The organism is Paracoccus salsus (genome assembly GCF_021556615.1).
Taxonomy (GTDB): Bacteria; Pseudomonadota; Alphaproteobacteria; order Rhodobacterales; family Rhodobacteraceae; genus Paracoccus; species Paracoccus salsus.
On the sequence record NZ_JAKGGD010000006.1, the window covers coordinates 113,102 to 132,246 of the forward strand.

Annotated in this window: 16 protein-coding genes; 10 read left to right on the forward strand and 6 right to left on the reverse strand. The window is 66.6% G+C overall.

The genetic code is table 11. The features are described 5' to 3' along the window. The first annotated feature begins 5 nt into the window (after nucleotides 1-5). The 5 genes from L1965_RS12690 (at nucleotide 6) to L1965_RS12710 (ending at nucleotide 4,931) form a co-directional block, all read left to right on the forward strand. Nucleotides 6-830 carry a carbohydrate ABC transporter permease gene (locus tag L1965_RS12690; protein WP_235756817.1) on the forward strand — a complete coding sequence of 275 codons (825 nt, stop codon included), beginning with the start codon at nucleotides 6-8 and terminating at the stop codon, nucleotides 828-830. 12 nt (nucleotides 831-842) lie between these two features. Next, nucleotides 843-1,847 carry an ABC transporter ATP-binding protein gene (locus tag L1965_RS12695; RefSeq protein WP_235756818.1) on the forward strand — a complete coding sequence of 335 codons (1,005 nt, stop codon included), beginning with the start codon at nucleotides 843-845 and terminating at the stop codon, nucleotides 1,845-1,847. Between the two features lie 142 nt (nucleotides 1,848-1,989). Continuing rightward, the gene (locus tag L1965_RS12700) at nucleotides 1,990-3,459 is read left to right on the forward strand and encodes a mannitol dehydrogenase family protein (RefSeq protein ID WP_235756819.1); all 1,470 of its coding nucleotides are present in this window, start codon (nucleotides 1,990-1,992) and stop codon (nucleotides 3,457-3,459) included. A gap of 162 nt (nucleotides 3,460-3,621) precedes the next feature. Next, the gene (locus L1965_RS12705; RefSeq protein ID WP_235756820.1) at nucleotides 3,622-4,359 is read left to right on the forward strand and encodes a cytochrome c biogenesis CcdA family protein; all 738 of its coding nucleotides are present in this window, start codon (nucleotides 3,622-3,624) and stop codon (nucleotides 4,357-4,359) included. An 11-nt stretch (nucleotides 4,360-4,370) separates the two neighbouring features. After that, nucleotides 4,371-4,931, forward strand: a complete 561-nt coding sequence (locus tag L1965_RS12710) for a thioredoxin family protein (protein WP_235756821.1) — start codon at nucleotides 4,371-4,373, stop codon at nucleotides 4,929-4,931. 132 nt (nucleotides 4,932-5,063) lie between these two features. On the opposite strand, the gene L1965_RS12715 is transcribed toward L1965_RS12710, so the two are convergent. The 3 genes from L1965_RS12715 to L1965_RS12725 all read right to left on the reverse strand — a co-directional run bounded on the left by L1965_RS12715 (nucleotide 5,064) and on the right by L1965_RS12725 (nucleotide 7,176). Then, the gene (locus L1965_RS12715; protein WP_235756822.1) at nucleotides 5,064-5,429 is read right to left on the reverse strand and encodes a YigZ family protein; all 366 of its coding nucleotides are present in this window, start codon (nucleotides 5,427-5,429) and stop codon (nucleotides 5,064-5,066) included. A gap of 85 nt (nucleotides 5,430-5,514) precedes the next feature. Further along, nucleotides 5,515-6,687: an E22 family MetX-like putative esterase gene (locus L1965_RS12720; RefSeq protein ID WP_235756823.1), complete on the reverse strand. Its 1,173-nt coding sequence runs from the start codon at nucleotides 6,685-6,687 to the stop codon at nucleotides 5,515-5,517. Nucleotides 6,688-6,753: 66 nt separating this feature from the next. Next, nucleotides 6,754-7,176: a Fur family transcriptional regulator gene (locus L1965_RS12725; protein WP_235756824.1), complete on the reverse strand. Its 423-nt coding sequence runs from the start codon at nucleotides 7,174-7,176 to the stop codon at nucleotides 6,754-6,756. A gap of 108 nt (nucleotides 7,177-7,284) precedes the next feature. On the opposite strand from L1965_RS12725, the gene L1965_RS12730 reads away from it, so the two are divergent. From L1965_RS12730 to L1965_RS12750, 5 genes are all read left to right on the forward strand, one after another. Continuing rightward, nucleotides 7,285-8,151, forward strand: coding sequence for a metal ABC transporter substrate-binding protein (locus tag L1965_RS12730; protein WP_277882973.1), 867 nt, complete (start codon nucleotides 7,285-7,287; stop codon nucleotides 8,149-8,151). Next, the gene (locus L1965_RS12735) at nucleotides 8,148-8,996 is read left to right on the forward strand and encodes a manganese/iron ABC transporter ATP-binding protein (RefSeq protein WP_235756826.1); all 849 of its coding nucleotides are present in this window, start codon (nucleotides 8,148-8,150) and stop codon (nucleotides 8,994-8,996) included. The genes L1965_RS12730 and L1965_RS12735 overlap by 4 nt, the downstream gene beginning before the upstream one ends. 100 nt (nucleotides 8,997-9,096) lie before the next feature. Next, a complete protein-coding gene (locus L1965_RS12740; RefSeq protein ID WP_235756827.1) occupies nucleotides 9,097-9,957 on the forward strand; it encodes a metal ABC transporter permease in 861 nt (286 codons plus the stop codon). Continuing rightward, nucleotides 9,954-10,781, forward strand: coding sequence for a metal ABC transporter permease (locus L1965_RS12745; protein WP_235756828.1), 828 nt, complete (start codon nucleotides 9,954-9,956; stop codon nucleotides 10,779-10,781). Before L1965_RS12740 ends, L1965_RS12745 begins: the two co-directional genes overlap by 4 nt. A gap of 60 nt (nucleotides 10,782-10,841) precedes the next feature. Further along, entirely contained in the window at nucleotides 10,842-12,155 is a 1,314-nt protein-coding gene (locus tag L1965_RS12750; RefSeq protein ID WP_235756829.1) for a GH1 family beta-glucosidase, read from the forward strand. Here the strand turns inward: L1965_RS12750 and L1965_RS12755 are convergent. The 3 genes from L1965_RS12755 to putA form a co-directional block, all read right to left on the reverse strand. Then, nucleotides 12,152-13,861, reverse strand: a complete 1,710-nt coding sequence (locus L1965_RS12755; protein WP_235756830.1) for an amidohydrolase family protein — start codon at nucleotides 13,859-13,861, stop codon at nucleotides 12,152-12,154. The genes L1965_RS12750 and L1965_RS12755 overlap by 4 nt on opposite strands. Before the next feature lie 48 nt (nucleotides 13,862-13,909). Further along, on the reverse strand, nucleotides 13,910-15,565 hold the full coding sequence (locus L1965_RS12760) for a GMC family oxidoreductase (RefSeq protein ID WP_235756831.1): 1,656 nt from the start codon (nucleotides 15,563-15,565) through the stop codon (nucleotides 13,910-13,912). A 101-nt stretch (nucleotides 15,566-15,666) separates the two neighbouring features. Further along, the gene (putA, locus tag L1965_RS12765; protein ID WP_235756832.1) at nucleotides 15,667-19,110 is read right to left on the reverse strand and encodes a bifunctional proline dehydrogenase/L-glutamate gamma-semialdehyde dehydrogenase PutA; all 3,444 of its coding nucleotides are present in this window, start codon (nucleotides 19,108-19,110) and stop codon (nucleotides 15,667-15,669) included. Between the last annotated feature and the right edge of the window lie 35 nt (nucleotides 19,111-19,145).

Sequence of the window (19,145 nt, forward strand, 5' to 3'; positions counted from 1 at the left end):
ACATCATGGCACGCGCAGTAACCCGAAACACCAGGATCGGATGGACGATCGTCGCCTGGGCGGTGGCCCTGGTGATCTTCTTTCCGATCCTCTACACCATCATCACCAGCTTCAAGTCCGAGCAGGAGGCCATCGCAGGCTTCGACCTGATCCCCAGCCTCACGCTGGAAAGCTATCAGACGGTCCAGACCCAGAACAATTACTTCCGCCCCTTCATGAACTCGGTCATCCTGGCCGTCGGATCGACCCTGCTGGCGCTGATCGTGGCCATTCCGGCCGCCTGGGCGATGGCGTTCTCACCGACCCGGCACACGAAGAACATCCTGATGTGGATGCTCAGCACCAAGATGATGCCCGCGGTCGCGGTGCTGGTGCCGATCTACCTGATCTTCCTGCGCTTCGGGCTGATGGATACACGGATCGGGCTGACCGTCCTGCTGATGCTGATCAACCTGCCGATCGTGGTCTGGATGCTCTATACCTATTTCCGCGAGATCCCGGGCGAGATTCTGGAAGCCGCGCGGATGGACGGCGCGTCCCTGCGCGACGAGATCCTCTATATCCTGACCCCGATGGCGGTTCCGGGCATCGCCTCGACGATGCTGCTGAACGTCATTCTGGCCTGGAACGAGGCGTTCTGGACGATCCAGCTGACCACCACCAGTGCCGCGCCCCTGTCGGCCTTCATCGCGTCGTTCAGCAGCCCGCAGGGTCTGTTCTGGGCGAAACTGTCGGCCGCCTCGACCATGGCGATCGCGCCGATCCTGATCCTTGGCTGGTTCAGCCAGAAACAACTTGTCCGCGGCCTGACCTTCGGCGCCGTGAAGTAACCGGAGGAAGACATGGGACGCATTACTCTTGAAGGCGTGACCAAGCGTTTCGGCGATGTCGAAGTCATCCCGCCCCTGAACCTGGATATCGAGGACGGCGAATTCGTCGTCTTCGTGGGCCCGTCGGGCTGTGGCAAATCCACCCTGCTGCGGCTGATCGCGGGATTGGAGGATGTCAGCGCCGGGCGCATCCTCATCGACGGAACCGACGCCACCGAAGCGTCGCCGGCCAAGCGCGGCCTGGCGATGGTGTTCCAGTCCTACGCGCTTTACCCGCATATGTCGGTCAGGAAGAACATCGCCTTTCCGCTGAAGATGGCGGGCATGGACAAGGCCGAACAGGATCGCCGCATCGCGGCCGCCGCCAATGCCCTGAACCTGACCGACTACCTGGACCGACGCCCGGGTCAGCTGTCGGGTGGCCAGCGTCAGCGCGTGGCCATCGGCCGCGCCATCGTGCGCGAACCCTCGGCCTTCCTGTTCGACGAACCGCTGTCAAACCTGGACGCTGCGCTGCGCGTGGGGATGCGCCTCGAGATCAGCGAGTTGCACACCCGCCTGAGGACCACCATGATCTATGTGACCCATGATCAGGTCGAGGCGATGACGCTGGCCGACAAGATCGTCGTTCTGCATGCCGGGCGGATCGAACAGGTCGGATCGCCGCTGGACCTGTATATGCGTCCCAGGAATGTCTTTGTCGCCGGCTTCATCGGCAGTCCCAAGATGAATCTCTTCACCGGCGAGGCCGCGGCCGAATACGGTGCCCGGACGATCGGCGTGCGGCCCGAGCATATAGCCATCTCGACCGAGGGCGGCACATGGAAGGGAAGGGTCGGCGTCAGCGAGCATCTGGGATCGGACAGCTTCTTCTATGTCGAGGATACCGGGCTGGCCGAAACCGTCACCGTGCGCGCCGACGGAGAGATCGGCCTGCATCACGGCGACGAGGTCTGGCTGACACCCAGCGAGGACAAGGTCCACAAGTTCGACGACGGCGGAGACCTGATCGAATGAGCGCGCCGGACGACCGGCGTTTGCATGGGCCGGGCCCGATTTCGGATCGGCGGGCGTGTCGGCCTTGCCTGTCCAGCCAGTGACCATGCGGACGAAGCGGGCGATGGCGGCATGCAGCCGATAATCTGAAAGGGCCAAAGCAATGGCGATCAACCTGTCCCAATCCACGCTTGCCGATCTTCCCGATGCGGTCGGCAGACCCGGCTATGACCGCGCCGCGATGACGCCGGGCATCCTGCATGTCGGCGTGGGGAATTTTCACCGCGCGCATATGGCGTGGTATCTGGATCAGCTGTTCGAGCGGGGAGAAGCGCATGACTGGGCCGTGGTCGGCGCCGGCGTGCGTCCCGGCGATGCCGCGATGCGCGACCGGCTGGCGGCGCAGGACTGGCTGACCACGGTGGTCGAGCTGGACCCCAGCGGCCTGCACGCGCGCGTCATCGGCTCGATGGTCGATTTCGTCGCGGTTGATCCGCACCGGGTGATCGAGGCGATGGCGGCTCCGGCGATCCGGATCGTGTCGCTGACCATCACCGAGGGCGGCTATTACGTCGATGCCAAGACCGACGGTTTCAACGCGGCCCATCCCGACATGGCGCATGATGCGGCCCATCCGGACTCGCCGCGAACCGTGTTCGGCATGATCCTGGCCGCCCTGCGCAGGCGACGCGAGGCAGGCACGGCGCCGTTCACCGTCCTGTCCTGTGACAACCTGCCGGAAAACGGCCATGTCTGCGCCCGCACGGTCACCGAACTGGCCCAGCTGTCGGACCCCGCGCTTGCCGAATGGATCCGCCAGACCATCGCCTTTCCCAATTCCATGGTGGACTGCATCACCCCGGCAACCTCGGATCGCGAGCGCGCGCTTGTCCGCGACAGTTTCGGCATCGCCGATGCGGCTCCGGTCGTGTGCGAACCCTTCCGGCAATGGGTGCTCGAGGACAATTTCCCGCAAGGCCGCCCGCCCCTGGAACATGTCGGAGCCGAGTTTGTCGCCGATGTCGGCAGGCACGAGTTGATGAAGCTGCGGATCCTGAATGGCGGCCACGCCGCGATCGCCTATCCTTCGGCGCTTCTGGGCCATCATTTCGTGCATGACGCCATGGCCGATCCGCAGATCGAAGCCTGGTTGCGTGCGCTGGAATCGCGCGAGATCATTCCGACCCTGGCCGCCATTCCCGGCGTCGATTACGACGCGTATCTGGACCTGATCATCAGCCGATTCGCCAATCCCCGGATCGGCGACACGATCCCCCGGCTTTGCTTCGACGGCGCGAACCGGCAGCCGAAATTCATCCTGCCGACCCTTCAGGACGCGCTGCGCCATGATCGCGGCATCGACGGCCTTGCACAGGAGGTCGCGTTCTGGTGCCGCTATTGCGAACGGGTGGACGAGGCCGGGAACGAGATCGCCCCGAACGACGATGACAGCGACGCCCTGCGCGACCTTGCGATGGCCGCCCGCAGCGACCCGGCGGCCTTCCTGGGAAACCGGGCCGTCTTCGGACCGCTGGCCGACAACCCGCGCTTTCAGGAAGCCTTCGCCCGCAAGCTGACGCTGCTGCGCGAACAGGGTGTCCGCAAGGCGATAGACATCTTTCTGGCAGGCTGATCCGTCGGGCCAGGCAGGCCGGGGGACAGGGGCCGGCCTGTCCGGGGGCCCCTGTCTGAGGCGCGGCAGGCCGTGAGCCGTTTCGTACACGCACATATTCGCATTTCCGATTGACGCGGCGCGGCCGACAGTCAAGCATCGCGCCCGGAAGGGGGAACCGCGATGCTTGATATCGGCTACTGGGGTGCGTTCGTGGCGGGCATCCTCTCCTTCCTGTCGCCCTGCATCCTGCCGATGGTTCCGTTCTATCTGTCCTACATGGCCGGCCTTTCGATCGCCGAGTTGCGCGAGGACGGCCGGATCGCGCCCGGCGCGCAGCGTCGCCTGATCGCCTCGGCCGTGGCCTTCGCCCTGGGGGTGACCACGATCTTTGTCCTCCTGGGTCTGGGCGCGACCGCCCTGGGCCAGGTTTTTGCGCAATGGCGACAGCAGCTTGCCTACGTCGCCGCCGCGATCCTGCTGGTTTTCGGACTGCATTTTCTGGGCGTGATCCGGATTGCCTTCCTGTATCGAGAAGCCCGTCTCGAGGGGCCGGCGAAACCTTCGGGCCTGATCGGCGCTTATGCGATGGGGCTGGCTTTCGGCTTTGGCTGGACACCCTGCGTCGGACCCGTCCTGACCGCGGTTCTGATGGTCGCCTCGGGCTCTGGCGACCTGTGGCGCGGCGGCACGCTTCTGCTGGTTTACGGTCTTGCGATGACGGCGCCCTTCGTGCTGGCGGCCTTCTTCGCAGGGCCGTTTCTGGCATGGGCAAGCCGCAACCGGAAATACCTGGGCTATGTGGAAAAGGTGATGGGTGTTATGCTCATCCTGTTTGCGATCCTCATCGCCACCAATACCGTGAACCTGATCGCAGACTGGCTGCTTCGGAATTTCGACTGGTCCGCCACGCTTGCCTGACAGAGGACACGATGACGGGATTTCTGCGAAACACGGTCGCTGCGCTGTTTCTGGCGCTGCCGGTGCATGCCGCGAGCATCGGCGATGACGGGCTGCACGACCAGCCCTGGATCCGCGAGACCTTCAAGGATCTGCGCGAGGATCTGGACGAGGCCAATGCCGAAGGCAAGCGGCTGCTGATCCTGATCGAGCAGCGCGGCTGCATCTATTGCCGCGAGATGCATGAAGAGGTGTTCGCGGACCCGGCCGTCGCGCAAGACATCACCGACAATTTCTTCGTCATCCAGATGAACATGTTCGGCGATGTCGCGGTGACGGATTTCGACGGCACCGAGTTGCCCGAAAAAGAGATGTCGAACCGGTGGGGCGCGATGTTCACGCCGACCATGATCTTCCTGCCCGAAGACGTGCCAGAGGGTCAGACCGCAGCCCAGGCGGCGGTTGCGGTCATGCCCGGGGCGTTTTCGAAGGACGTGACAGCGTCTTTGCTGGAATGGGTTCGTGATCATGGCTACGAAACCGGGCAGCATTTTCAGAACTATCTGTCCGAAAAGGCGAAAAAGGGAAAGTGACGCGCACAGCCGGTGCGGCTGCGCTGCCCCCGTCCCCGTCCCCGTCCCCGTCCTCGTCGCCGTCCGCGCGGTGCCGGAATTCGGCTGGCGCCGATCCGCTGACCGCGACACGGCGCCAGCGTCCAGGGGGCATCAGTCCCGCGCTGTCTCGTGCAGGTAGTGCCGCACCGCAGTCGCAACATGCCTGAACCGGTCACCGCCCAGATTCTTGCCGCCATACCAGCGCGTGACGACCACCACATGGTCATGCAGTTCCGCCCGTTCCAGCATCTGCAGGATCAGCGCGCCCGCGCCCGCCTCGCCGTCATCGTCCCTGAACGGCTCGCCGGACAGGACGGCGGCCCAGCTGTTATGCGTGGCCCTGGCAAACCGCTTGGTGCGCTTCAGCGCCACCAGCAGTGCCGCCGCCTCGGCCCGGTTCGTCGCCGGCCCGCCCGAGACCGCGTATTTCGACCCGCGATCCGAGATGATCCTGTCGTAGACACGAAGCCCGGTCATCCGCGTCCCAAAGCTGTCTCGCAGGGGGTCCGGGGGGCGCGCAGCCCCCCGGCGGTCGCGGGACGCAAGGCGGATGCCCTGGCGTTCATTCGGCGTTCAGGAAGGCCCGGATCCGGTCACTCGCCTGGGCAATATTCAGGACCCCGTCCAGATGCCCGCGCGTGCCTTCCAGTTCGACGATCTCGACCGATGTGCCGGCGGACCTGATGATCGCGCCCGTCTCGCGCACGGCATTCCCCGGAAAGACCAGATCCTCGTCGGTATGGATCAGCATCACCGGCACGTCGATGTCCAGCAGACCCTGATACAGCCCGTCTTCGGGATGACCCGCGACGAAAAGCTGGTTGGCCTTGGCCAGATACAGGAAGTGATTGGCGTCCGAAATCCGCGCCCGGGCCGCGCCGGCCGCATCCAGGGCCGAGACGACGGCGAACTCGTTCTGCCAGCTTGCAGCGGGATCCTTGCCCTCCTCGGCCCAGCTGCGACCGAACACCCCGTTCGCCCACTCGGCGGATTGCGCGTGCAGCGTCACGATCTTCAGCGCCTGGGCCAGCCCGGCCTCGGGCGCGGCGCCGCCGTGGTAGTCGCCGCCATTCCAGTTCGGATCCAGCCGGATCGGCGCGGCCCAGATATCCAGCCAGGCGATCAGGTCGGCATCCGCCCATCCCGACGCGATCACCGGGATCACCCTTCCCAGCAGGTCGGGATAGCGCGCCGCCCATTCATAGCTTTGCAATCCGCCCATCGAGGCGCCCATCACTGCATGCCATCTGCCGATCCCCAACTGCTCCATCAGGCCCTTCTGCGTGTCCACGAAATCGCCGATGGTCAGGATCGGAAAGTCCATCCCCCAGGGCTCTCCGGTGGCCGGATTGGTCGTCGCGGGTCCGGTCGTGATGACATTCGGATCATGCGCCCCCAGATTGACCGGACTGTCGACCGAGACCACGAACCACTTGTCCGTGTCGATCGGTTTGCCCGACCCGATGATCGCGTCCCAATAGCCGGGCGCCGCATCGTCCGGGGCGTATTTGCCGGCGGCATGGCTGGTGCCGCTGAAATAATGCGGGATCAGGATGGCGTTGTCCGCGGCCTCGTTCAGCGTGCCATATGTCTCGTATCCCAGCCGCATCTCGGGGATCACCTCGCCGCCGCGGGTGGTGAAGTCGGTCAGGGTGAATTCCTGCTTCTCGACCAGCGGTTCATAGGCGGCCGCCGGTCCGGCCAGCAGCGCGGCGATCAGGATCATGGGGCGCATCTTGGTCCTCCCTCGGTCATGCCGGGGCCATCGAACATCGGCATGCCCGGAAAGTCCAGCACCGGCTCAGCCGCGGCGGCGGCGCACATACAGTTCCAGCCGATGGTGCACGATCTCGAAGCCCATCTCGGCCGCGATCTCGGCCTGAAGCCGTTCGATCCGGTCATGGGTGAACTCCATCACCTCGCCGGTCTCGACATCGATCATGTGGTCATGATGGCGCTGGTCCGCCGCCTCCCATCGCGCCGGCTGGTCCCTGAATTCCAGCTTTGCGATCACCCCCTGGGTCTGCAGCGTGGTCAGCGTGCGATACACCGTCGCCAGCGACACCCCTGCCCCGGCGGCCTCGGCCCGGGCGTGCAGCTCGGCCGCGTCGGGATGGTCCTCGCTGCCCGCGATCACCCGCAGCAGGGCCGCGCGCTGCCGCGTCACCCGCACACCGGCGTCCCGCAGGGCCGTTTCCAGTTCTTTCGCACGGCGTTCGGTCATGGGGATGTCATGCCTGAACCCGGGCCCAGTTGCAACTGAATCGCAACTGTTGACAGTTGCGAACTATTCGCAGAAAAGCGGCACATGAACCGTTTTCTCGCCATTCTGATGATCTGCCTCGGGCTGCCCGTCAGCGTTGCTGCCGAACCGTCGGGCGACCGGCTGAAGATCGCCACCACCTTCACGATCATTGCCGACATGGCGGGCAATGTCGCCGGCGACCTGGCGGTGATCGAATCGATCACCCGGCCCGGCGCGGACATCCACAATTACCAACCCACCCCGCAGGATCTGGTCCGCGCCAGCGGCGCTGACCTGATCCTGGCCAATGGTCTCAATCTCGAATTGTGGTTCCAGCAATTTCTGGACAAGCTTGGCGATGTCCCGACGGCGGTCGTCAGCGACGGCATCGCGCCGGTGGCGATCCAAGGAGGCGACTACGATGGAAAGCCGAACCCGCACGGCTGGATGGCGCTCGATTCGGCGCTGATCTATGTCGACAACATCGCCGCGGCGCTGGCCGGGCGCGATCCGGACAACGCCGCCACCTACATGGCCAATGCCGCGCGCTACAAGAGCCGCATCGCCGCGACCGTCGGACCGCTGCGCGACGCCGCGCGCGCGCTGCCCGAAAGCCGCCGCTGGCTGGTCACCTCGGAAGGCGCGTTTTCCTATCTGGCCCGCGATTTCCAGCTGAACGAACTTTTCCTGTGGCCGATCAACGCCGATGCCCAGGGAACCCCCCAACAGGTCCGCCATGTCATCGACACGATCCGCCGGAACCAGGCCCCGGTGATCTTTTCGGAAAGCACCGTCTCCGACCGTCCTGCCCGAAGCATCGCGGCCGAGACCGGCGCGCGCTATGGCGGCGCGCTTTACGTCGACAGCCTGTCCGGCCCCGACGGGCCGGTGCCGACCTATCTCGACCTGCTGCGCGTCACCGCCGGCCGCATCGTCACGGAGCTTTCGAAATGAACCAGGGAATCGAGGTCGATGATCTCACCGTCACCTATCGCAACGGGCATACCGCACTGCGCGAGGCGGCCTTTTCCGTGCCCCCGGGCTCGGTCACCGCACTGGTTGGCGTGAACGGGGCCGGCAAGTCGACGCTGTTCAAGGCGCTGATGGGCTTCATCCCCGGTGCGCGCGGCCATGTCCGCATCCTCGGCCACGAGGTCGAGGACGCCTTGTCTCGCAACCTCGTCGCCTATGTTCCGCAGGCGGAAGAGGTCGACTGGTCGTTCCCGGTGCTGGTCGAGGACGTGGTGATGATGGGCCGCTATGGCCATATGGGCTTCCTGCGCCGGGCCCGCGCCGCCGACCGCCAGGCCGTCGACGAGGCGCTGGCGCGCGTGAACATGGCGGAATTCCGTCATCGCCAGATCGGCGAACTGTCGGGCGGCCAGAAGAAGCGCGTCTTCCTGGCCCGCGCGCTGGCCCAGGACGCCCGCGTGGTCCTGCTGGACGAGCCCTTCACCGGCGTGGACGTCAAGACCGAATACGCGATCATCGCCCTCTTGCGCGAGATGCGCGAGGAAGGCCGGGTGATGCTGGTCTCGACCCATGATCTGGGCTCGGTCCCCGAATATTGCGACCGCGTCGTGATGGTGAAGGGTACGGTGCTGGCCTCGGGGCCGACCGAAACCACATTCACCCCCGCCAATCTCAAGCGCGCCTTCGGTGGGGTTCTGCGCCATTTCGTCCTGGGCGGATCCGATCTGCACGACGACCCCGACGAGCGCAGCGTCGATGTCTTCACCGACGACGAACGGCCGCTGATCTTCTATGACGACCGCCACCGCACGCGAGAGGGCAACTGATGCAGGCTCCGACCTTCATCGCCCTGCCCTGGCGCCAATTTTCCGGGGGGTCCGGGGGGCTGGCCCCCCGGCGATCGCGGGACGCAAGGAATGTGCTGCAATGCTCGACACACTTCTGATCCCGTTCACCTATGGCTACATGGCAAGCGCCATCTGGGTGTCGGCGCTCGTCGGCGCGGTCTGCGCCTTCCTGTCGGCCTACCTGATGCTCAAGGGCTGGTCCCTGATCGGCGACGCGCTGTCGCATTCGATCGTGCCGGGCGTCGCCGGCGCATACATGCTGGGCTTGCCCTTCGCCATCGGCGCGTTCCTGTCGGGCGGCCTTGCCGCGCTGACGATGCTGTTTCTGAACAACCGGACCGGCCTGCGCGAGGACGCCATCATCGGGCTGATCTTCACCAGCTTCTTCGGGGTCGGCCTGTTCATGGTCTCGCTGAACCCGGTCGCCGTCGACCTGCAGGCGATCACGATGGGCAATATCCTCGCAATCTCGCCAGGCGACACGCTGCAACTCGCCATCATCGGCGGCGTCTCGCTGCTGATCCTGCTGGCGAAATGGCGCGACCTCATGGTGGTCTTCTTCGACGAGAGCCACGCCCGCACGGTCGGGCTGCACCCCAACCGGCTGCGCGTGCTGTTCTTCACCCTTCTGGCCGCCTGCACGGTCGCCGCGATGCAGACCGTCGGGGCCTTCCTCGTGATCGCCCTGGTCGTCACGCCGGGGGCCACCGCCTATCTGCTGACCGACCGCTTTCCGCGCCTGATCGCGCTGTCGGTGGCCATCGGGTCGCTGACATCAGGCTTCGGCGCCTATCTCAGCTTCTTCCTTGATGGGGCGACCGGCGGGGTGATTGTCCTCATGCAGACGCTGATCTTCCTTCTGACCTTCACCTTCGCCCCGACCCATGGCGCGCTGGCCGCCCGGTCGCGCGCCCGCAAGGCACTGGAGCGTCTGACATGAGCTGGCTGACCGCACCCTTCGCCTTCGGTTTCATGGTCGAGGCGGCGCTGATCGCGCTGATCATCGCGATTCCGGCGGCGCTTCTCAGTTGCTTCCTGGTCCTGAAGGGCTGGTCGCTGATGGGTGACGGCATCAGCCATGCGGTGCTTCCAGGAATCGTGCTGGCCTATATCGCCGGCATTCCGCTGCTGATCGGCGCCTTTGCGGCCGGGATGATCTGCGCGTTGGGGGCCGGGTGGCTGGACGCCAACAGCCGGATCAAGCAGGACACGGCGCTGGGGATCGTCATGTCCGGCATGTTCGGGCTTGGCATCGTGATCTACACCCAGATTCCGTCGGACGCGCATCTGGACCATATCCTGTTCGGCAATATACTGGGCGTCGGCCGCGACGATTTCATGTCGGCCGGGGCGATCGCTGCGGCGGTCAGCCTGATCCTGATCCTGAAATGGCGCGATTTCGCGATGCTTGCCTTCGACCCGGTGCAATCCAGGGTTTCGGGTCTGTCGGTGCGGCTGCTGCAATATGGCCTTCTGGCGATGATCTCGGCCTGCGTCGTGGCGATGCTGTCGGCGGTCGGCATCATCCTGTCGGTGGCGCTGCTGATCGCGCCCGGCGCCATCGCCTTCCTGCTGACGCGCCGGCTTCAGGCGATGCTTGCCATGGCGGTCGCGGTCGCGGTGTTTTCCGGTCTGGGGGGCGTCTGGGCAAGCTTCTGGCTGGACAGCGCACCGGCCCCGACCATCGTCCTGGTCCTGACGGCGCTGTTCATCCTGGCTTTCCTGTGGCGGCAGATTGCCGCGCGCCGGTCCGGCGGCGCCTGACCCCTTCCGCGTCGGGCTGTATCGTGGCAGCGTGTTTGCGCCGACACAAGGGGATCCGCCATGCTGCCGAACCGATCCGAGTTTCCCGAAGGTTTCGTCTTTGGCGCCGCGACCGCCGCCTATCAGATCGAGGGTTCAGCCTTCGGAAACGCGGGGCCGTCGCATTGGGACACATTCGCGGCGACCCCCGGCAACATCGCGGATGACAGCAGCGGCGCGCGCGCCTGCGATCATTACCGGCTTTGGGAAACCGATCTCGACCTGATGCGCGACGCGGGATTTGATGCCTATCGGTTCTCGACCTCGTGGGCGCGGGTGATGCCCGATGGCCGGACGGTCAACCCCGAGGGGCTGGATTTCTATGACCGGCTGGTTGACGGCATGCTGGCGCGCGGGTTGCAGCCCTTCCTGACGCTGTATCACTGGGACCTGCCTGCGGCCCTGGCCGATCGGGGCGGCTGGCGCAATCGCGACGTGGCCTCGTGGTTCGCGGATCATGCGCGCGTGGTGCATGCCCGGCTGGGCGACCGCGTGGCCAGCACGGCCACGCTGAACGAGCCGTGGTGCATCGCCTGGCTGTCGCATTTCCTGGGCCACCACGCCCCCGGCATGCGCGACATCCGCGCCGCCAGCCGTGCCATGCATCATGTCCTTCTGGCGCACGGCACCGCCATTCAGGCGCTGCGGGCCGAGGGCGCGCGGGATCTGGGCGTCGTCCTGAATTTCGAGACCGCACACCCGGCCGATGACAGCCCCGAGGCCGCAGCGGCCGCCACCACCCAGGACGCGATCTACAACCAGTGGTTCATTCGCGCACTGATGGGACAAGGCTATCCGCAGGCCGCGCTGGACGGGATCGGGCCCTATCTGCCCGATGGCTGGCAGGACGACATGCCGCGGATCGCCGCCCCGCTGGACTGGCTGGGCGTCAATTACTACACGCGCGTCCTGCATCGCCACAGGCCCGGCTTGTGGCCGAACGCCGCGCCGGTCCCGGGCCCGCTGGCCAAGACCCAGATGGGATGGGAGATCCGTCCCGAGGGCCTGACCGAATTCCTGGTTCGCCTGGCCCGCGACCATACCGGCGACCTGCCCCTCCATGTCACCGAGAACGGCATGGCGCTGGAGCCCGGACTTGACATGACCGACGACGCCGCGCGCGTGGCCTTCATCGGCGATCATCTGCGCGCCGCCAGGGCCGCCCTGGATCAGGGCGTCAATCTGCGCGGCTTCTTCTACTGGTCGCTCTTGGACAATTACGAATGGGCGTTCGGCTATGGCCCGCGCTTCGGTCTGGTCCATGTCGATTATCGGACGATGAGACGCACGCCGAAAGCCAGCTGGCAGGCCTTCCGACGGATGCTGACCGCCTAGGCGGCCAATTGCGCCCAGACCGGATGGCGTCCGTGAAAACGGGCAAGCCGCTGGCGCTGCGCTCCGTCGCGGTCGAGGCCCAGCCAGCGCCGCGCGTTGCCGCCCATGATCGCCTGGGACTGCCGCGCATCACCCGTCACCGCGTCGACAAAGCTTGTCAGCCCGGCAAGATAGGCCGGATGGCTGGGCAGGCGCGCGATCATCGACCAGTCGCTGCCATACAGCATCCGCTGCGCCGCCAGCGGCTCGGACGCGAACAGCGCGCGGGTCGAACGCAGCGCCTCGGGCCGGGTCGGGGCGCCGGCCATGGCCTCGGTCCAGAAGCCGGAATCGAAATACAGATTCGGGGAACTGTCCAGCATCGCGATCAGCTCGTTCTCCCATTGCGGGTTTCCATGCCCGCCGAATCCGCCGAAATGGGCCAGATTGACACGCAGATCCGGATAGTCGCGCAGCACCGGCCGCCACAGCCATGGCGCGGAATAGCCGGCCGTGCCGGGCCCGGCCCCCATGCTGGCCGAGGCATGCGCCGCGATCGGCACGTCGTTGGCCTGGCACCACGCGTAAAGCTTGCGCAACTCGCGGTCCAGCGCCGTTCCCCGCCCCGGCGGCGTCACCCGCGCATGCGAAAAACCGACGCCGGCATTCTCCAGCGGCTTGAACCCCATCGGAGGGTACAGCTTGACCCCCGCGAACCCGTTCCGGGTGACGGCGCGGCGAACGCGGTCATGCGCTGAATCGCCCTCGATCGCGGCGCGCAGCGGGCAGAACCCGACGAAATTCAGCACCAGGACATCGCTGCGGCGCGCCGAGAGCTCCGCAAACAGCGTGATGAGGTCGTCGGGATGGCTTTGGTTGACCTCGTCGGCGCGCAGCCAGTAGCCGATATCCAGAAGATGATTGCAGAAGACCCGAAGCTCGGTCGGGCGGCCATAGAGACTGACCGCCTGCTGCATGATCTGCGCACGCGGCCGTGTCATCAGTTCGGCCCACTGGACCATCCCCGCCAGCGTCTGCTTCAGCGGGTCGCCGCGCTGGTTCCGAGGATCGAAGAGTCCCTCGGCGATCTGCCTTGTGCTGGGGGCCGGCGCGGGCGGGGCCGGCGGCGGTGCGGCGCGACGGGTCGCCATCGGCCCGGTGATCGCGGGCGCCTCTTCGACGATCACCGGCTCGGCTGCGATCTCGGGCGGCGCAAGCCCCGCGGCGGCGGCCAGGTCGGCGAACAGCTGCTGGTCCTCGACCCGGCGCTGCTGCTGGACGGGACTGCCGGCGGATAACAGCTCCATCACGTCGGGATCGTCGGCCCCGGTCAGAACCGCATCCTGATAGCGCTCCAGGAACACCGCCAGACGATCGACCCCTTCATCCCGCATCTGCCGTTGGGACGGGCGCGGCAGTCGCGCCGGCAGGCGCGCAAGCTCGGCGCCCGCGGTCGGCGTCGCGTTGGCCAGGAAGCTGACGATCAGCCGGACCAGCGGCGACTTGGTGATGTCGGGCAGGCTGCCTCCGCTTTCGGCCGTGAAGTCCACCTGTGTCAGCCAGCCGATCACCGGCACGTCCGCCCCGTTGAACAGATGCATATGCGCGTCCACGGGAATGCCCGGCAGATCGGTCTGCGGACCCGGCTGGATCAGGCCCGATATGCCGCAACCCGACAGCGCGGTGCTGCCAAGGGCAAGATGGACGAAACGGCGTCGGGACAGCATGGCGCACCTCGTGGCAGGGGCAGGGAATTGCCTGAAGGTTAACACGGATCACGCGGTCGTGACATGCCCCTGCCGCGCGGAGGCCAGGATCATCTCGCTGGCCTTCTCGGCGATCATCGTGACGGGCGCATGCGTGTTGCCGGACACGATCGAGGGCATGATCCCCGCATCCGCGATCCGCAGCCCCTGCAGGCCGATGACGCGCAGTTGCGGATCGACGACGGCCATCGCGTCACGTCCCATCCGGGTGGTTCCCACCGGATGAAAGATCGTGGTGCCGACATCGCCTGCCGCACGGGACAGGTCCGCATCGCTGTGCAGATGGGCGCCTGGCATGATCTCGGCGGGTGAAAAGGCGGCCATCCGGCGGGTCTGCATCAGTCGGCGGGCCTGGCGCAGGCTCTCGACGGCAACCTGCCGGTCGCCTGGCGTGGACAGATAGCAGGGTGCGATGTTCGGGGCCGCGCCGGGATCGGCGCTGGCGACATGGCTGTGGCCCGTGCTTTCCGGGCGCAGGTTGCAGACCGATACGGTCAGCCCCGGAAAATCGTGCAGCGGGTCGCCGAACTTGTCCAGCGACAGCGGCTGGACATGGTATTCCAGATTGGCCGTGGCGAACGCGTCCGAGGATTTCGCGAAGATACCCAACTGGCTGGGGGCCATCGACATGGGGCCGGACCGCCGCAGCGCATATTCCAGCGCGATCCCCGCCTTGCCCCAGATCGTGCGCGCCCGGTCGTTCAGGGTGCGCGCGCCGGTGATCCGAAAGACCGTCCGCAATTGCAGGTGATCCTGCAGGTTCTCGCCGACGCCGGGCAGATCATGGACCGGCGCGATCCCGAGACCGGCCAGTCGCTCGGCCTGACCGATGCCGCTGAGCTCCAGGATGGAAGGCGAATTGATGGCCCCCGCCGCAAGGATCACCTCGCCGGCGGCGCGTGCCTGGCGGCTGCGTCCGTTCTGCGTGAATTCGACCCCCGTGACCCGGCGGCCGCGGACTGTCAGCCGCGCGACCTGCGCGTGGGTCTCGATCCGCAGGTTGGGTCTGCCCCGTGCCGGGTTCAGAAACGCCTTGCGGGCGTTCCAGCGGATGCCGCCGCGCTGGGTGACGGGAAAATATCCCACCCCCTCATTGTCGCCGCAGTTGAAATCCGCGCAGGCCGGCAGCCCCATTTCCTGCGCGGCCTCGGCGACCGCATCGAGGATCGGCCAGTTCAGTCGCTGCTTCTGGACCCATAATTCGCCCTGATCGCCGTGCAGGTCGTCGGCGGGGCCGAAATGCCGCTCGGACCGGCGAAAATGAGGCAGGACGTCATCCCAGCCCCAGCCTTCGTTTCCCGCCTGCCGCCAGCGATCGTAATCGGCCGACTGTCCGCGCATGTAGATCATGCCGTTGATCGAGCTGCATCCGCCCAGCACCCGGCCGCGCGGATAGTTCAGCCGACGTCCGTTCAGCCCGGCCTCGGGCTGGGTCTGATAGCACCAGTCCAGGGTCGGGTTGCCCATCGCATAGAGATAGCCGACCGGCACATGCACCCAGAACCGGTTGTCGCTGCCACCGGCCTCCAGCAGCAGGACACGGTGGCGCGGATCGGCCGACAGCCTGTTGGCCAGCACGCAGCCCGCCGACCCGGCGCCGACGATGATGAAGTCATACTCCCCGAGATCCTGCCCCGCGAAATCCTGCCCCGCAAAACCCTGCATCGCCCCTCTCCTTGCGCAGTCAGAACGCCAGCCCGCGAGACTGCGGGGGCAAGACGCGGCACCCGTCCCAAGGCGCCGCGTCCCGTGTGCCGGCCGCCCGCCTATTCGGCAGCCGCCAGCAGCGAGGCGTTCCCGCCCGAGGCCGTGGTGTCAACGCACAGATGCCGCTCGAGGATCGCGTAGGCGGCCAATTCGGCCGAGGTGACCAGCGGGATGATCGCGCCACCGCGCGCGGCCAGCGCCTGCCGGTAATGGCGGGCCTGATCCTCGGGTCCGTCAAAGACGACGACCGCCATGCCCGACAGGGTCTTCAGGGCGTTGGCGTCCAGATGGCCGGGAACCTCGACCGTCGCGCAGCCCTGCGACGACGCGATCTGCGCCTGGGATCCGGCGTCCGGGCCCAGGCACAGGACCGTGCCGCGGGCATGGGTCGTCAGGCGGTTGGATTCGCCGGTCGGACCCGGCAGCACCAGCGTCTCGCGCGGTGTCGCGCTGTCGGTCAGCGCCTGATCCAGCGCCTTCTGAACCTGCGCGGGCAGAGCCTCGCTTGAGGCGCTTGCCGGCATGCGGTTGACCGGCATCGCCCGGAAGCGGGGGACATAATGCGGGCCACCGGCCTTGGGCCCGGTGCCCGACAGCCCCTCGCCGCCAAAGGGCTGGCTGCCGACGATCGCGCCGATCTGGTTTCGGTTGACGTAGAGATTGCCGACATTCAGTCGCCTGTCGACATGCTGCACCCGGTCGTCGATCCGCGTGTGAAGCCCGAATGTCAGGCCATAACCCGACGCGTTGATCGCGCCCAGCACGCGGTCAAGGTCGCTGGCGTCGAAGCGCGCGACATGCAGCACCGGGCCGAACACCTCGCGCTCGACATCCTCGATCCCGCCGACCCGGATGGTGACGGGTGCGACGAAATGACCGCGGCCCGGCGCCTTCAGCCGGTGCAGGATGCGGCCGTCGCTGCGGGCCTTTGAGACATGGTCCTCGATGCCGGTCTTGGCAGCGGCGTTGATGACCGGCCCGACATCGGTTTCCAGATGCCAGGGATCACCGATGCGCAACTCGTCCATCGCGCCGTGCAGCATGGCCAGCAGCCTCTTCTCGACGTCCTTCTGGACATAAAGCACACGCAGCGCCGAACAACGCTGTCCCGCCGACTGGAAGGCGCTGGCCACGATGTCGCGCACCGCCTGTTCCGGCAATGCGGTCGAGTCGACGATCATCGCGTTCAGCCCGCCGGTTTCGGCGATCAGCGGTGCGTCGGGCGAAAGATGTTCGGCCATCGCGCGATTGATCGCCTGCGCCGTCGGCAGCGAACCGGTGAAGCACACGCCCGAGACCCGCGGATCGCTGCACAGCGCGGTTCCCACCTCGCGTCCCTCGCCCGGCAGCAATTGCAGCGCGTGGCGCGGCACGCCGGCCTCGTGCAGCAACTGAGTCGCGCGCCACGCGATCAGGCTGGTCGTCTCGGCCGGCTTGGCCAGGACAGCATTTCCCGCCGCCAGTGCGGCGGCCAGCTGGCCGGTAAAGATCGCCAGCGGGAAGTTCCACGGCGAGATGCAGGTGAACACGCCGCGCGGCGCATCACCGCTTGCGAAATTCGCATAGTAGCGCAGGAAATCGACCGCCTCGCGCAGTTCGGCCACGGCGTCGAACTGCGATTTCCCCGCCTCGCGCGCGATCAGGGCGAAAAGTTCGCCATAATGTTCCTCATAGAGATCCGCGCCCCGACGCAAGGCTTCGGCGCGGGCCTCTGGTGGTGCGTCCCAGGGCCGGGCGCCGTCGAGCGCCGCGCCCACGTCATCGCGCGACGCATAGGCCACCTGCCCCACCCGGTCGTTCGGACGCGCGGGGTTCACCTGGTCGATCACCTGCCGATCGTCCCCGTCCCGCTCCTCGGCAAGCAGCGGACCGCCCTGCCAGCGCGCCTCGGAAAACGGCGTGCGCGCCGCCTCGACGCGGGCCAGTTCCACGGGATCGCGCAGATCGAACCCCATCGAGTTGACGCGCTCGGGGGCAAACAGATCAGCGGGACGGATGACGCCGGCCGCCGGCTTGCCGGCCACCGCAAGCCATTCGGCGAAGGGGTCCGGAGCCACCTCGGCGGGCGGAATCTCCTCGTCCACGATACGGTTCACGAAGCTGGAATTCGCGCCGTTCTCAAGCAGGCGGCGGACCAGATAGGCCAGCAGGTCGACATGCGCACCGACCGGCGCATAGATGCGGCAGCGGGTCTTGTCGCGGGTCTTGACGATGTCGTGCAGGGCTTCGCCCATCCCGTGCAGACGCTGGAACTCGAAGTCGCGGTCCTCGCCCGCCAGATGCAGGATCGCTGCGACCGAGTGGGCGTTGTGGGTCGCGAATTGCGGATAGATGCGGGGGCTTGCCAGAAGCTTTCTGGCGCAACAGATCCACGCCACGTCGGTGGCGGCCTTGTGCGTCCAGACCGGGAAACCGTCCAGCCCCTCGACCTGCGAGCGCTTGATCTCGGTATCCCAGTAGGCGCCCTTGACCAGCCGCACCATGATCCGCCGGTCCAGCGTTTCGGCCAGCGCGTCCAGCCAGTCGATGACGGCGCTTGCGCGCTTGCCATAAGCCTGCACGACGACCCCGAACCCGTCCCAGCCCGCCAGCGACGGATCCGACAGCACCGCCTGGATCACGTCCAGCGAGATTTCCAGGCGATCGGCCTCTTCGGCGTCGATGTTCAGACCCATCCCGGCCGCCTTGGCCATCCGGCACAGCCGCAGCGCCACCGGCACCAGCTCGGCCATCACCCGGTCGCGCTGGGGTTCCTCGTAACGCGGATGAAGGGCCGAAAGCTTGATCGAGATACCGGGATTGTCGCGGATGTCGGCCTTGGTCGCCTCGCTGGCCAGCGCCTTGATCGCACCCTCGTAGGCGGTCTGATAGGCACGCGCGTCCGCCTCGGTCCGGGCGGCCTCGCCCAGCATGTCATAGCTGTAGGTATAGCCCTGATCGACCCGTTCCCGGCCGCGCTTGATGGCGGATTTCACCGTCTCGCCCAGCACGAATTGCTGGCCCATCTCGCGCATCGCGCGGTGGACGGCGGTGCGGATCACGGGTTCTCCGAGGCGCCGGACCGCGTTGCGCAGATGACCGGCGATCCCCGGCGACTGGTCGTCGCGCAAGACCCGGCCGGTCAGCATCAGCGCCCAGGTCGAGGCATTGACCAGCGACGAGGACGACTTGCCCATGTGCTGGCCCCATTCCGAGGGCGCGATCTTGTCCTCGATCAGCTCGTCCATCGTCTCGGCATCCGGGACGCGCAGCAGCGCCTCGGCCAGACACATCAGCGCCACGCCCTCGTCTGTCGAAAGCCCGTATTCGGCCAGAAACACCTCCATCAGCCCCGGCTTGCGGTCGGACCGGATCGCCCGCACCAGCTCGGCCGCGTCGGCCGCCATGGCCTCGCGCCCGCCCGTGTCGGGGGCAAGCGTCTGCATCAGGCGGTCGATCTGGGATCGTTCCTCGGTCAGGTGCAGGGCGCGGATATCGTGGCGGATCTGGTCAAGCGTCTTCATCTTGAACTCCCTCTCGGTATTCTTGTTCATTGTCC